A 13,264-nucleotide genomic window follows, 5' to 3' on the forward strand; every position below is an offset into this window, starting at 1 on the left:
GGAGTGTTCGACCATGCGTCTTCTCACAAGCCTGTTACTTGTCCTTGCGGCCGGTCTGTCAGCGGCTCCGGCGCTGGCGCAGGGCAACCAGGTGGAGCGAACGCAGTCGGAAATCGCCCTCGAAGAAGCGACGCAGACGCTGGCGAAGGATCGGGCGGGCCGGGCCGATGCCATGCGCGAATGTGGGGCGAAGGACTATGCCGCGTGCACAAGGCTGGGAGACTATCATCGCAAGGGCCGGGGCGGCATTCAGGATTATGAAGCTGCGGCGAAAGCCTATCGCAAGGCGTGTTCGGGCAAGGATGCAGCCGGGTGTGCGACGCTCGCCTATCTGGCCGCGAAGGGCAATGGCATGGAGCAGGACCTGCCCGAAGCCCGGCGCCTGTACAGATTATCGTGTGATATGGGGGAAGTCAGCGCCTGCGCCGGCTATGGCAACATGCTGTTCACGGGCAAGGGCGGACCGAAGAATGTCGCCGAAGGCACGCGGCAGCTGCAGGCGGCCTGCGATAGCGGATATGAATGGGCCTGCGACCGGATCACGGGACTGGCCGCCTATGACCCGAACGATGACACATGGGAACGCCTGAAGGATGGCGCGGGCCGTTGAGGCCTCAGCTGCCCGATCCCGGCTTGGCGGGCTGGGCGAACATTGTATTCGTGAATGCTGGCATCGGCGCCGGGCGGGATGCTGCGGCGGCTGGCGGTGCGGGCACAGGTTCTGGCGAGGTGATTGGCGCGGGCCGGGGAGCAGGGGCAGTGACGGCCACGTCCTGTGACATCCAGCTGGCAGGCCGTTCAGGCGCGATCAGAATGTCTGCCAGCATGCTGGCTCCTTCATCAACCCGCATGCTCGGCGCGTAGGCGCGGCCTTCCAGGCGGCAACCGGGCCAGGCTTCGATCCCTTCACTCGCGCTGACGGAGCCCTTGATCTTGCCATGGACGACAATGACCGTGGCGGAGACATTGCCTTCGATGACGGCGCCCGCCTCGACGACCAGAAGGCTGTCAGTGGTGATGTCGCCTTTGACATGCGCTGACACCATGACCGGCCCGGAAAAAGCGAGATTGCCTTCCAGCACGGACCCTGCCGAGAGATAGCTGCCGTCTTGCGATCGCGGCGTTGCGGAATGATTGGCCAATGGATTCGTCCCCTGGTGATTGAATAATCCGGGAAAAACAAGCAAATCACGTGCCACACGCGAATGTCCTGTGCGAAACACCGCGTGCAGGTTGAGCCCCGAAAAGGCATGGGTTTGGACGCGACGCGGCCATCATTGCATGCCAGACTGGCGATCATGACAGTGAGATTCGCAGCATTTGCAGCAGTTCTGGCCCTGACGGCGTGTGTGCCAGAGGACGCGGCGGGGCCTGATGCCGGCCTGCTGCCGCCCGGGGCGCGCGGCATTGACCTGTCCCATCATAATGGACGCGTGGACTGGGAGGCGCTGGAAGCAGAGAGTTTCGATTTCATCTACCTGAAGGCCACTGAGGGGCGCGACTGGAAGGACAGGCACTTCCAGTCAAACTGGATCGAGGCGACCCGGCGGGGATACCACCTTGGCGCCTATCACTTCTATATCCTGTGCAAACCCTGGGAGGCGCAGGCGGTCAATTTCATCCAGTCAGTGGAAGTGCGGGGCGGAACGCTGCCGCCGGCGGTTGATCTGGAATATGCCCATAATTGCGATCCCTACCGGGATGAGGCGGGCACGAAGGCGGACTTGCAGGCTTTCCTCGACAGGCTGGAGGCTGAGTATGGCGCAGCCCCTGTCATCTACACGACACCGGAATTTCACGCCGACTGGATCGCTGGATCGTTTGACCGCTATCCGCTCTGGATACGCAGCGTCGATGGGCCTCCGGGCATGCCCCATGCGATCTGGCAGTATTCGATGCGGGGGAAAGTGGCGGGAATCAAAGGCGATGTGGATCTGAACCGGGCGGCGGAGTGATCACGTTCAGGCCAGCGTCTTGCCCATGCGCAGGACCGGCACCTCGACGCCATCGGCGGACGCGCCGATCGTGTGCTCGATCAGGCGATAACCGCAGGCCTCGTACAGGGGAACGCCGGCCAGCGTTGCACCCATTTCCAGCCTCGTGAATCCTTCTGCACGGGCCGCGCCTTCGCAGAGCGAGAGGACCATCCGGCCGAGGCCGCGGCGGGTGAAATCAGGGTGGGTATACATCGCGCGAATGCGGGCAGCGTCCGTGCCCGGACGCAGCAGCGCGTCATTGCGCTGGGCGGAGGTATGGTCTCCGCCATAGAGCGTTGCGCGACGGCTCCATCCGCCAGACGCAGCGAGCCTGTCCGTCCCGCAATCGTGGATCAGGAAATAGGTGCCGTCGGCGATCAGGGTCCGGTCGAGCCCCATGATTGACCGCGATACGGCGATCTGCTCGGGGCTGAGGAAGCCCTTCTGCAGCTCGCCGATGGCCGCGTTCATGAGGGCGCTGATCTCCGCCGCGTCATCCGGCGTCGCGACGCGATGCGAGAAACCGGGACGCTGCGGAGACCTGTCAGCCATGTGCAGGCAGGCCCTAGTTGCGGGCCTTGTCGACCAGGCGGTCATTCTGGGCCCAGTGCATCATGCCGCGCAGCTTTTCGCCGACTTCCTCGATGAGATGGTCGTTCATGCGGGCGCGCTTGGCGTGGAAGCTGGGGGCGCCAGCCTGGTTTTCCAGCACCCAGTTGCGGGCAAATGTGCCATCCTGGATGTCGGTGAGTACGCGCTTCATCTCGGCCTTGGTTTCCGAATTCACGATGCGCGGACCGGAAACATATTCCCCGTATTCTGCGGTGTTGGAGATCGAGTAGTTCATGTTGGCGATGCCGCCTTCATAGATCAGGTCGACGATCAGCTTGGTTTCGTGGAGGCATTCGAAATAGGCCATTTCCGGCGCATAGCCGGCCTCGACCAGCGTTTCGAAACCGGCCTTGATCAGTTCGACGATGCCGCCGCAGAGAACGGCCTGTTCGCCGAAGAGGTCGGTCTCGGTCTCTTCACGGAAGGATGTTTCGATGACGCCGGCGCGCGTGTTGCCGATGGCTTTCGAATAGGAGAGGGCGACATCCCTCGCGCTGCCGGAAGCATCCTGGTGGATGGCGATGAGGCCCGGCAGGCCGAAGCCCATCTGGTATTGCGCACGCAGCGTGTGGCCGGGGCCTTTTGGTGCGGACAGGGAAATGTCGACGCCTGCCTTCGGACGGATCAGGTTGTAGTGAATGTTGAAGCCGTGGCCGAACATGATGTGCTGGCCTTCGCGTGTATGCGGCTCGATCTCATTGGCCCAGACAACGGCCTGCAATTCGTCAGGGATGAGGATCATCACGACGTCAGCCCATTTGGTGGCTTCGGCGGGCGTCATGACCGTCAGGCCTTCGGCCTTGCACTTGGCGCGGCTGGCAGAACCTTCCTTCAGGCCAACGACGATATCCTTCACGCCGCTGTCGCGTGCGTTCAGCACATGCGCATGACCCTGGCTGCCATAGCCGATGACGGCGACCTTTTTCTTCTGGATCAGGGAAAGGTCTGCGTCCTGCTCGTAATAAACTTTCATTGGCTTCAAAAAGCTCCGCTTTGGGGTGGGGTTAATGGGGTGTGGTTCAGTTGCCGTTGCAAATCCAGCTGTCGCTGAAATTGGCTACGCCGATGATCATCTGGTTGATCCGGGCGATTTCGTCGGATGCGCGCGCATGGCGCGAGAAATTGCGTGGACCTTCAGGTGTGTTGATCGTCGTGACGATGTCGTGTGTGTCGAGCAGGAGCACAACGCGGCGCGACCCGTCAGGGTTGACCGAAACCTCTTCGCGCGGACCATAGGCGGGAAGGTCTGATGCTCCGATTGTGGCCAGGGCGGACGAAACATTGGCCGATACATCGGCTGGCAGGTTCGTGCCAAGCCTGCAGACGGGCACGCGTGTGCGCTCGGTTTCGTCTCCGGGAACGGAATGGGCCGACAGCCAGTAGGACGGGCCGGTGCCGATCACGTCATAGATATAGGCTGCGCCGCTGGGGGAGGCCGTGTCGACAATGCGGATGACGGGCTCGGATGATCCGGCTGCCAGCCGCTCCGACCGGTTCACGAGTTGCGCTGCGCGATCAACATCGCACTGCAATTGCGCGGCTTCGGCGTCAGCTGCGAGGGCAAGTGCGCCGCCGGCAACTTTCGGGCGGCAGCTTTCGGGCGGATCCTCTGCGGCGCTGGCGGTGCCGGCGGCCAGAAGGACAGCGATTGCAAGGGTCTGGAGCCGCATCATCCCTGTTCCTTTCCCCGCTTGATCGAGAGTACGCCCGTCCGGCTGACCTCAACCAGGCCGAGCGGACGCATCAGGTCGATGAACTGGCTGATCTTATCAGATGCACCTGTCAGCTCAAAGATGAAGCTCTCATTCGTCGTGTCGATGACGCGGGCGCGGAATATTTCGGCGATGCGAAGCGCCTCGACGCGGACTTCGCCCGTGCCGGCCACCTTGATCAGCGCGAGCTCGCGCTCGATGCCGCGTTTCGACTTGGTGATGTCGATCACTTCGCCAACGGGCACGATACGCAGGAGCTGGGCCTCGATCTGTTCCAGGATGTGCGGCGTGCCCTGTGTGACGATAGTGATACGTGACCGGTGCTGGCTGGCATCGACTTCGGCGACCGTGAGGCTGTCAATGTTGTAGCCGCGCCCGGAGAAGAGGCCGACCACCCGCGCGAGCACGCCCGGTTCGTTGTCGACGAGCACGGCCAGCGTACGGCGCTCGACAGCTTCGTCAGCGTGCGAGAGAAAATAGGCCGACTTGGGCGCACCCGGTGGATTGCCGATGGTTCCGTCGCTCATTGTCGCGTCTCCGTAGGGGCGGCAGGCGGCTTTGACGTGTCGAGGACAAGTCCGGGCCTGCGGGATTCAAGGCGCGCTTTCAGCGCATTGGCGCGCTCGATGGCTTCGCGCCGGTTTTCGTGGGTCTGGTCATCATAGCGCTCAACAATCTTGTCGAGGCGGCGCGGATCGAGATGGGCCTGCAGTTCCGACACCATCAGACGACGGCAATCGTCGATGAAGTCTGCGCTATTGTCGCCCGTCGGGCCGCCATCGCGTGTCAGGGCGTCAAGCTCGAAATAGGCCCACATCATCGCGTCGAGGATGGGCGGGCGGTGTCCGCGATAGGCGCCGTCCTTGTCCATGCCTTTATTATCGGCATCAAGGTTCGGGAAGAACATGCGGCCGCGTTCGACGAGTGCGGACAGGTTGATCATCAGGCTGGTCTTGCCGCCGGCGAATGTGCCGTCATTGGCCTGCAGATGGCGTGTGCGGGCGAACATGGCAGCGCGGCCAAGCGCATCAATCGCGTGATTACCCCATTCGAGGCTTGCCGCATCAATGCTCTGGCGCAGGCGTTCGGTCTGCAGGCGGCGCTGGCGACGGGTTTCGGCGCGCGACGCAAAGGCGCTGACCAGTGCCACCAGCGCCGAGCCGATCGCGATCACCACATCAAGATGTTCGCGCAGCAGGGCGAGGATGTCGCTCATACTCATCTACACAATCCGTCCCAAAACCCATGCCTGTCTGGCGCTAGACCAGCTTCTTCCCGGCGTCGCTGACCTCGTTACCAGTTATCTCCCCAAGGATCATCTCATTATGAGCAGACCCCGACGGAATCATCGGCAGGCAATTCTCGGCCTTCTCGACGCGGCAGTCGAACAGGACCGGGCCATCATGGTCGATCATTTCCATGATTTTTGCATCGAGTTCTTTCGGATCGTCGCAGCGGATGCCGTGGCCGCCGAGGGCCTCAGCCAGCTTCACGAAATCCGGCAGGCTTTCCGAATAGGAATGCGAATAGCGCTCGCCGTGCAGCAATTCCTGCCACTGGCGCACCATGCCCATCCATTCATTGTTGAGAATGTACACCTTGACCGGCAGCTTGTGCTGCACGGCGGTCGAGAATTCCTGCATCACCATCTGGATGGAGGCTTCGCCGGCGATGTCGATGACCAGCGCGTCGCGATGCGCTGTCTGGATGCCGACTGCTGCGGGCAGGCCGTAACCCATCGTGCCAAGGCCGCCGCTGGTCATCCAGCGATTGGGTTCCTCGAAATGATAGAACTGCGCCGCCCACATCTGGTGCTGGCCGACTTCGGTGGAGATGTAGGTGTCCCGGTCCCGGGTCAGCTCGTAAAGGCGCTGGACGGCGTATTGCGGCTTGATGACGGTATCGGAATTCTGGAAGGCGAAGCAGTCGCGGGCGCGCCAGACGGCAATCTGCTTTTTCCAGATTGCCAGGTCGGGCCGCTTGCCCCTGCGGGTGGAGAGCGCCTTGAGGACGGCTTGCAGCGTTTCGGCGCAGTCGCCGATGACGGGCACGTCAACGCGCACGATCTTGTTGATCGAGGAGGCGTCAATATCGATGTGGATCTTCTTGGAATTGGGCGAGAAGGCGTCGATCCGGCCGGTCACGCGGTCGTCGAAGCGGGCGCCGACGCAGATCATCAGGTCGCAGTCATGCATCGCATTGTTTGCTTCAAAACTGCCATGCATACCGACCATGCCGAGCCAGTCGGGATGCGAGGCCGGGAAGGCGCCGAGGCCCATCAGGGTCGATGTGACCGGTATGCCGGTGACAGACTGAAGTTCACGCAGCAGTTCTGACGCGCGCGGCCCGGAATTGATCACGCCGCCGCCCGTGTAGAAGACCGGGCGCCAGGACGACATGATGAGGTCGACAATGGCGGTGACGGAGTCCTGATCCGGGGTTGTGCGCGGCTTGTAGGTGGCCTTGTGCACACCTTCCTTGCCGATATAGGTGCCGGTTGCGAACTGGATGTCCTTCGGAATGTCGATGACCACCGGACCGGGCCGGCCTGACGTGGCGATCAGGAAGGCCTCGTGAATGGCGCGGGCGAGGTCGTTGACATCGGTGACGAGGTAATTGTGCTTGGAACAGGTGCGCGTAATGCCGACCGTGTCGCATTCCTGGAACGCATCGGTTCCGATCAGGTGGGTGGGCACCTGGCCGCACAGGACAACCATGGGAATGGAATCCATCATGGCGTCGGTGATGGGCGTGACCATATTGGTCGCGCCTGGCCCGGATGTGACCAGGGCCACGCCGCACTTGCCGGTCGAACGGGCATAGCCTTCGGCCGCATGGCCGGCGCCCTGCTCATGGCGCACCAGGATGTGCTGTATGTCCGGCGCCGAGAACAGGGCATCATAGATGGGCAGGACCGCGCCGCCCGGATAGCCGAAGATCGATTCGACGCCTTGCTCACGCAGGGCCTCGATGACGATTTCGGCTCCGGTCATGATGCGGGGCTCATTCTTCGCCGCTTGGGCGGCGCGCGTCTTGGACTTGGTGGCTGTGGTCATGAGTGTCTCGGGGGTGGCTGGATCAAAATGGGTCTGGGCTGAAATGAAAAAGGGCCCCCTGAGGAGACCCTTTAATGCGCGCATCCGCAATCGACTGAAAGGTCAGTCGACTACGGATGCCTAATAACGAGTACCAGTGATGTGCGCACAGTGCGTTTCCTCCAACGTCTGGCTTAGGAATAATCTGCCTCTTTGACGCTGTCAATCTCCCTGTAAAGGGCATGAATCACCCTTAGGCGGTTTTCAGGCTCCAGGGATGGAATGCGCGGCCAGAACGGGAATTGCCTGCCAATCCACGTAAATTGCCTTTTTGCATAGCGCCTTGTGTCGCGCTTTGCATTTTCGGCCGCAAGCTCGGCGCTGATCTCGCCGCGCGCGAAAGCCGTGAGCCATGGCATGCCGTGCGCCTTCATCGCGGGCAGTTCAGGATCGAGGTCGCGTTCCATCAGGCTGCGGGCCTCGTCCATAGCGCCCTGCATCAGCATGCCTTCGAACCGGCGGTCGATTTTCTGGTAGAGGCGCGACCGGGGCGGAGTGAGGGCAAATCCGATCCATTCGCCATCCTGCAGGACGGGGGGCTGGCGTTCTTCCTGAAACTGGCTGATCGGGCGGCCTGTGGCGAGCCAGACTTCGTAAGCACGCGCGAGCCGCTGGCGGTCGCCTGTGCCCAGCCACTCGGCTGTTTCAGGATCGACAGGCGCGAGCCGGTCGCGCAGGCCGATTGCGCCTTCGCTCTCCGATATGGCGCGGACTTCGGCGCGAATATCCTCGGGAACCGGCGGGATACTGGACAGGCCCTGCGTCAGCGCCAGCAGGTAAAGGCCGGTGCCGCCGACGAGGATGGCGCGCTTGCCTTTCAGCTCGATACGCTTGATCTCGCGCCGGGCTTCTTCCAGCCAGTCACCGGTGGAATAGCGGGTGGCCGCATCAACATGGCCGAACAGGTGGTGGGACACGCCGTTCATTTCCTCCGCATCGGGGCGGGCGCTGATGACCTGAAGGTCCCTGTAAACCTGCATGGAATCAGCGTTGATGACTTCACCCCCCAGTCGCCGGGCGACGGCGATGGCGAGGGCGGTCTTGCCACTGGCGGTGGGACCATGAATGAGGATTGCCGGATGCATGCTCTAGACCTAAGGGCTTGTCGGGCGCGTGGAAAGACACCAGGAGACTGAAAACATGACCCAGAACCCGGATAATTCCCGCAAAATCCTTGCCGTGACAGCTGTGGCGGCGCCAGGACGCACTGAACTTTCTGCGCAATTGGGGGAAATTCTGGCCGCGGCGGGCGTCGACAAGATGCAGCTGCGCATCCTGTCTGACGGCGCGGTGTGGCAGGCGTGCGAATATGTTTTCGATGGGAGAGGTGAGGGTGTTGTGGAGGCGGTGCGTGCCGCCGCGAAGGGGCTGGAGGCCGATGTCTGCATGCTGCCGGCAGCGAACCGGCGCAAGCGCCTGCTGATCTCCGACATGGATTCCACGATTATCGGGCAGGAATGCCTCGATGAACTGGCTGACTTTGCCGGACTGAAAGCGCAAGTTTCTGCGATCACCGAACGCGCGATGCGCGGCGAGCTGGATTTCGAGGGCGCACTGACCACGCGGGTGGCGATGCTGAAGGGGCTGGAACTGCCCGCGCTGGAAGCGGCCTATCGCGAGCGGATTACGCTGAACGCCGGCGCGCGGACGCTGACGGCGACAATGAAGGCCCATGGCGCCCATGCCGTTCTGGTGTCTGGCGGCTTCACTTTCTTCACGTCGCGTGTCGCAGACATGTCCGGTTTCGACGCCCATCGCGGAAATACGCTGATGGATGATGGCGCGGCGCTGACGGGGCAAGTCGGCCGACCGATTCTCGGACGCGAAGCGAAGCTGACAGCGCTGGATGAAGCCGCTGCGGCGCATGGGCTGGTCCGCGATGATGCGCTGGCGCTGGGCGACGGGGCGAACGACCTGGACATGATCCGCGCGGCCGGACTCGGCATTGCCTATCGCGCCAAGCCGATTGTCGCCGAACAGGCGACCGCCGCGATCAGCCATACGGACCTGACAGCGGCGCTTTTCTTCCAGGGCTATGCGGCCAGCGAGTTCGTCACCGGCTAGCGCCTATTTCGTGAGCTCGATCGACAGGAACTGGTCGAACCATCCGGCATCGCCCCGGCGCTTGACGCGCAGCAGCAGGGGTTGTTGCGGCGTGGTCATGGCGGTTTCCACCTTCGCCACTGTATCGGTGACACTGGAAACCTCGTTGAAGTTCACTTCCACGATAACGTCCCCGCGGCTCAGCTTGCCAAAGGCGCGTCCGCGCGCACTGACGCTGGTGACGACAACGCCTTCCACATCCTTCGGAATGCCGAAGCGGCGCCTGATATCGTCGTCTATGGCCGAGAGTTCCGCGCCGAGATCATTGCTGCCGGAGGGGCCGTCGGGCATCGGGCTGGCTTCTGCCTCTGTCTCGTCATCTTCCAGCTCGCCGAGCGTGACCGATATTGTGCGGGCCTTGCCGCCGCGAATGATCGAAAGCGGCACCGTCTTGCCGATCGGCGCGTCGGATATGAGGCGCGTCATTTCGCGGACACTGGCTATCGGCTGGCCATCGAAGCTGAGCACGAGGTCGCCAACCTCGAGCTTTGCCTGGTCGGCCGGGCCGCCATCGGTGATGCGCGTGACGATCACGCCGCCCTTGCCCCTGGCCTTGTAGGCCTTGACCAGAGCGGCATCGGCATCCTGCACATTCACGCCAAGCCATGAGCGGCGCACCTTGCCCTGGTCGATCAGCTGGTCCGCTATGCGCCTGACCAGGTTGGACGGCACGGAGAAGCCAATGCCGACCGATCCGCCGGTGGGGGAGATGATGGCTGTGTTTACGCCGACGACTTCGCCACCGAGATTGAACAGCGGGCCGCCGGAATTGCCCCGGTTGATGGCCGCATCTGTCTGGATGAAGTCATCGGACCGGCCGGCATTGAGGTCGCGGTTGCGTGCCGAGATGATGCCGGCGGAGACTGACCCGCCAAAGCCGAACGGATTACCGATGGCGATGACCCAGTCACCCACTTCGGCATGGTCGCTGTCGGCAAGGTCGACATAGGGCAGGGGCGTATTGCTGGAGACTTTCAGCACGGCGAGGTCGGTGTCGCGGTCGCGGCCTATCAGCCTGGCGTCGAGCACCCGGCCGTCGGAGAAATTGATCTCGATCTCGTCGGCATTTTCGATAACGTGATTATTGGTGATGATGATTCCATCTGCGCTGATCACGAAGCCGGAGCCAAGCGAGCCCTGGCGCTGGAAACCGTCTTCGTCGCGGCCGAAGAAATCATTGAAACGCTCCATCGGCGAGCCTTCCGGAAAGGTTGGCAATCCATTTGGCGCAATCGTCTGCTGGGTCGAGATGTTCACAACGGCCGGCATCAGGCGTTTAGACAGATCGCGGAAGCTTTGCGGTTGTACTTTCTGGTCGACGCCATCAACGGGACGCGACAGGCTGCCTTGTGCCGAAACCGGTAGGGCGAAGGCAGCGAGGAAACCGAGGGCGGCGAGTGCCGGAATGCGCATGAGGCGAGGGGCTCCTGGGAGTCGGATGTTGCACGTATCCTGATCAGTATGGCGCTTTGCGCCCCTGTTGCAACAGGCTCAGGCGGCTCTGACTGCAAAGACGAGCAGGGCTGCGCCGATGACGGCAGAGGCGAGGCCTGCAAAGGCGACATCGCGGCTGGGCATCTCGGCGAGGCGTGCGGCCATGCGGCGCATGAAGTCGGGGGCGATCGCATAGACCGCCCCCTCCAGAAAGAACCAGATTCCGGCCGCAGCCAGTATCAGATAGAGTGATGACACGCGCTTCAGCCCTAGCGGGAACCGCCATTGACGCGGGCGCTCTCAATGAACTGGTCGCATATGCCAAGGTTATCGGGGCCGACAATGATCTGTGTGCCGTCCTGAATGGCCTTGTCACAGGCAATCAGGGCGCGCTGGAAGCGGAAGAATTCCGGGTCCCGGTTGTAGGCATTGGCATAGACTTCAGTCGATCTGGCATCGCCTTCACCGCGGATGCCTTCAGCCTGCTCGCGCGCCTGCGCCTCGATGACCGTTCTTTCACGGCTGGCCTGGGCGCGGATCAGGCGGGATTTTTCCTCGCCCTCGGCACGAATGCGCTGGGCTTCCTGAAGACGGGCCGACTGCATCCGGCTGTACACGCCCTGCGCCACTTCCTGCGGCAGGTCAGCCTGACGGATGCGGACATCAATAATGTCGATGCCATCCTCGGTCAGTTGGGCATTCACGCTCTCGCGGATACGGTCCATCAGCTGCGAACGCTGCCCGGAAATGATTTCCGGCACTGGCACGTCGCCCAGGGCTTCGCGGATGTTCGAGTTGGTGATCTGGTTGAGCTGTCTGGCAGCGGCGGTCTCATTGCGGAAACGCTGGTAGAATTTCAGCGGATCCTTGATGCGCCAGCGGACAAAGGCATCAACGGAGAGGCGGCGCTGGTCGGACGCAAGCACTTCAATATTCTCGATATCAAGGCCGATATTCTTCTTGTCGAGCTTTTCGACCTGCTGAATCAGGGGAATCTTGAAGTAGAGTCCGGCCTGATCCTGGCCAGGCGCATTATACACCTGTTTGGGTTCGCCGACCTGAAGCATCAGGGCCTGTTCGTCCTGACGAACGACGAAGAATGAATTCATGAGCACCAGAATTACGGCGCCGACGACAATGATGGTCAGCCATCCAAAAGCACGCATTATTGCTGCCCTCCGCTCGGGTTGCGCTGGGTGCGTTCCAGCGGGAGGTAAGGCACGGCGCCCGAATCCTGATCCATGATCAGCTTGTCGGAGCGCTCAAGCACCTTTTCCATGGTTTCCAGATACATGCGTTCGCGCGTGACGCGGGGCGCCTTGCGGTACTCCTCGTAGATCTGTTCGAAACGCGACGCTTCACCCTGGGCATCGGCCAGAACCTGGTCACGATAGGCTTCAGCCTCCTGCAACAGGCGCTGGGCCGTACCACGGGCCTGAGGCACGACTTCGTTGGCGAACTGGGTCGCCTGGTTGATATTCGTCTCGGCGTCCTGTTCGGCGACGTTTACGTCGTTGAACGCCTCGATCACCTGTTGGGGCGGGTCAGACCTGTCGATCGTGACAGCCAGAATCTGGATGCCGGCGCGATAGTCATTGAGCAGGGCCTGGACCTGTTTCGCCACTTCCGTCTGCACGACATCGCGCTCGGTCGTGATCACGCCCTGAAGGCGCGTCTTGCCGACGACTTCACGCATGACCGATTCGGCGACCTGTTCGACGGCTTCGGTCGGGTTCTTCACGTTCAGGATGAAGTTCTCGGGGTTCTGGGAATCCACTTTCCAGAAGACGGAGAACTGGATGTCGACGATATTCTCGTCCTGCGTCAGCATCAGGCTCTCTTCGAGCGTATTGCCGATTCGGGTTTCCTTCCGGTTTTCCACTTCGACAAGCACATGCTGCTCAAACGGGGCAGGCAGGTGGAAATGCAGGCCGGGGCCGAAATTGGTCTGCCATTTGCCAAAGCGGAACACGGCCGCCTGCTGGGTCGGGTCGACCATGACGACGCTTGTTGACAGCCAGCCGAGCAGGCCGATGCCGATGAGCACAACGAGGCCGAGCGGACCAAAATTCGGGCCGCCTCCGCCGCGGCGTCCACCGCCACCTCCTCCGCCATTACCGCCACCGCGTTTGCGGAAGCGTTCCTGCATGCGTTTCATCTGTTGTTCGAGATCGCCGTTTCCGGAACCGCCAGCCGGGCGCGTCCAGGGCGAACCGCCGTCCTTGCCGGGTTCATCATCTGATCCGCCGCCCCACGGGCCGCTGGATTTCGTCTTGTCGTCCCAGGGCATAGCCCCTCCTGTATTGCTTTGCAGGCTTCTATATAGGTGTTT

15 protein-coding genes are annotated in these 13,264 nt (G+C 62.1%); 3 read left to right on the forward strand and 12 right to left on the reverse strand.

Going from position 1 to position 13,264, the window contains the following annotated elements; all coding sequences use genetic code 11:
- Window positions 1-13 precede the first annotated feature (13 nt).
- On the forward strand, window positions 14-610 hold the full coding sequence (locus tag ACQ66M_RS10675; protein WP_350170353.1) for a tetratricopeptide repeat protein: 597 nt from the start codon (window positions 14-16) through the stop codon (window positions 608-610).
- A 4-nt stretch (window positions 611-614) separates the two neighbouring features.
- Here ACQ66M_RS10675 and ACQ66M_RS10680 read toward each other — a convergent pair whose 3' ends face one another.
- Complete coding sequence (locus tag ACQ66M_RS10680) at window positions 615-1,142, reverse strand: bactofilin family protein (protein ID WP_430403722.1); 528 nt, start codon at window positions 1,140-1,142, stop codon at window positions 615-617.
- A 156-nt stretch (window positions 1,143-1,298) separates the two neighbouring features.
- Here ACQ66M_RS10680 and ACQ66M_RS10685 point away from each other — a divergent pair, with 156 nt between their 5' ends.
- Complete coding sequence (locus ACQ66M_RS10685) at window positions 1,299-1,955, forward strand: GH25 family lysozyme (RefSeq protein WP_430403724.1); 657 nt, start codon at window positions 1,299-1,301, stop codon at window positions 1,953-1,955.
- A 6-nt stretch (window positions 1,956-1,961) separates the two neighbouring features.
- On the opposite strand, the gene ACQ66M_RS10690 is transcribed toward ACQ66M_RS10685, so the two are convergent.
- The 7 genes from ACQ66M_RS10690 to miaA all read right to left on the reverse strand — a co-directional run bounded on the left by ACQ66M_RS10690 (window position 1,962) and on the right by miaA (window position 8,480).
- Window positions 1,962-2,528 (reverse strand): GNAT family N-acetyltransferase, encoded by a 567-nt coding sequence (locus tag ACQ66M_RS10690; RefSeq protein WP_430403726.1) that lies wholly within the window; start codon window positions 2,526-2,528, stop codon window positions 1,962-1,964.
- 13 nt (window positions 2,529-2,541) lie between these two features.
- Window positions 2,542-3,561, reverse strand: a complete 1,020-nt coding sequence (gene ilvC / locus ACQ66M_RS10695) for a ketol-acid reductoisomerase (protein ID WP_430403728.1) — start codon at window positions 3,559-3,561, stop codon at window positions 2,542-2,544.
- 46 nt (window positions 3,562-3,607) lie between these two features.
- Complete coding sequence (locus ACQ66M_RS10700; protein WP_430403730.1) at window positions 3,608-4,258, reverse strand: hypothetical protein; 651 nt, start codon at window positions 4,256-4,258, stop codon at window positions 3,608-3,610.
- Entirely contained in the window at window positions 4,258-4,827 is a 570-nt protein-coding gene (gene ilvN / locus ACQ66M_RS10705) for an acetolactate synthase small subunit (RefSeq protein ID WP_350170359.1), read from the reverse strand. Before ilvN ends, ACQ66M_RS10700 begins: the two co-directional genes overlap by 1 nt.
- Window positions 4,824-5,516, reverse strand: a complete 693-nt coding sequence (locus ACQ66M_RS10710; protein WP_430403732.1) for a hypothetical protein — start codon at window positions 5,514-5,516, stop codon at window positions 4,824-4,826. Before ACQ66M_RS10710 ends, ilvN begins: the two co-directional genes overlap by 4 nt.
- Window positions 5,517-5,559: 43 nt before the next feature.
- Window positions 5,560-7,356 (reverse strand): acetolactate synthase 3 large subunit, encoded by a 1,797-nt coding sequence (locus ACQ66M_RS10715; protein ID WP_430403734.1) that lies wholly within the window; start codon window positions 7,354-7,356, stop codon window positions 5,560-5,562.
- A 173-nt stretch (window positions 7,357-7,529) separates the two neighbouring features.
- Window positions 7,530-8,480, reverse strand: coding sequence for a tRNA (adenosine(37)-N6)-dimethylallyltransferase MiaA (gene miaA / locus ACQ66M_RS10720; RefSeq protein WP_350170362.1), 951 nt, complete (start codon window positions 8,478-8,480; stop codon window positions 7,530-7,532).
- A gap of 55 nt (window positions 8,481-8,535) precedes the next feature.
- Here miaA and serB point away from each other — a divergent pair, with 55 nt between their 5' ends.
- Window positions 8,536-9,459 (forward strand): phosphoserine phosphatase SerB, encoded by a 924-nt coding sequence (serB, locus tag ACQ66M_RS10725; protein ID WP_430403736.1) that lies wholly within the window; start codon window positions 8,536-8,538, stop codon window positions 9,457-9,459.
- Window positions 9,460-9,462: 3 nt separating this feature from the next.
- Here serB and ACQ66M_RS10730 read toward each other — a convergent pair whose 3' ends face one another.
- The 4 genes from ACQ66M_RS10730 to hflK form a co-directional block, all read right to left on the reverse strand.
- A complete protein-coding gene (locus ACQ66M_RS10730; protein WP_350170364.1) occupies window positions 9,463-10,911 on the reverse strand; it encodes a Do family serine endopeptidase in 1,449 nt (482 codons plus the stop codon).
- 78 nt (window positions 10,912-10,989) lie between these two features.
- On the reverse strand, window positions 10,990-11,190 hold the full coding sequence (locus ACQ66M_RS10735; RefSeq protein ID WP_350170365.1) for a DUF2065 domain-containing protein: 201 nt from the start codon (window positions 11,188-11,190) through the stop codon (window positions 10,990-10,992).
- Between the two features lie 11 nt (window positions 11,191-11,201).
- Window positions 11,202-12,098: a protease modulator HflC gene (locus tag ACQ66M_RS10740; RefSeq protein ID WP_350170366.1), complete on the reverse strand. Its 897-nt coding sequence runs from the start codon at window positions 12,096-12,098 to the stop codon at window positions 11,202-11,204.
- Complete coding sequence (gene hflK, locus ACQ66M_RS10745; protein WP_350170367.1) at window positions 12,098-13,222, reverse strand: FtsH protease activity modulator HflK; 1,125 nt, start codon at window positions 13,220-13,222, stop codon at window positions 12,098-12,100. Before hflK ends, ACQ66M_RS10740 begins: the two co-directional genes overlap by 1 nt.
- Between the last annotated feature and the right edge of the window lie 42 nt (window positions 13,223-13,264).

This window comes from Hyphomonas sp., from assembly GCF_965284475.1.
Lineage (GTDB): Bacteria > Pseudomonadota > Alphaproteobacteria > Caulobacterales > Hyphomonadaceae > Hyphomonas.

Coding starts and splice junctions, on each gene's coding strand:
- ACQ66M_RS10740 (WP_350170366.1), bottom strand. CDS start 12,098: ATGCGTGCTTTTGGATGGCTGACCATCATTGTCGTCGGCGCCGTAATT.
- ACQ66M_RS10710 (WP_430403732.1), bottom strand. CDS start 5,516: ATGAGCGACATCCTCGCCCTGCTGCGCGAACATCTTGATGTGGTGATC.
- hflK (WP_350170367.1), bottom strand. CDS start 13,222: ATGCCCTGGGACGACAAGACGAAATCCAGCGGCCCGTGGGGCGGCGGA.
- ACQ66M_RS10690 (WP_430403726.1), bottom strand. CDS start 2,528: ATGGCTGACAGGTCTCCGCAGCGTCCCGGTTTCTCGCATCGCGTCGCG.
- ACQ66M_RS10730 (WP_350170364.1), bottom strand. CDS start 10,911: ATGCGCATTCCGGCACTCGCCGCCCTCGGTTTCCTCGCTGCCTTCGCC.
- ACQ66M_RS10685 (WP_430403724.1), top strand. CDS start 1,299: ATGACAGTGAGATTCGCAGCATTTGCAGCAGTTCTGGCCCTGACGGCG.
- ACQ66M_RS10700 (WP_430403730.1), bottom strand. CDS start 4,258: ATGCGGCTCCAGACCCTTGCAATCGCTGTCCTTCTGGCCGCCGGCACC.
- miaA (WP_350170362.1), bottom strand. CDS start 8,480: ATGCATCCGGCAATCCTCATTCATGGTCCCACCGCCAGTGGCAAGACC.
- ilvN (WP_350170359.1), bottom strand. CDS start 4,827: ATGAGCGACGGAACCATCGGCAATCCACCGGGTGCGCCCAAGTCGGCC.
- ACQ66M_RS10675 (WP_350170353.1), top strand. CDS start 14: ATGCGTCTTCTCACAAGCCTGTTACTTGTCCTTGCGGCCGGTCTGTCA.
- ilvC (WP_430403728.1), bottom strand. CDS start 3,561: ATGAAAGTTTATTACGAGCAGGACGCAGACCTTTCCCTGATCCAGAAG.
- ACQ66M_RS10715 (WP_430403734.1), bottom strand. CDS start 7,356: ATGACCACAGCCACCAAGTCCAAGACGCGCGCCGCCCAAGCGGCGAAG.
- serB (WP_430403736.1), top strand. CDS start 8,536: ATGACCCAGAACCCGGATAATTCCCGCAAAATCCTTGCCGTGACAGCT.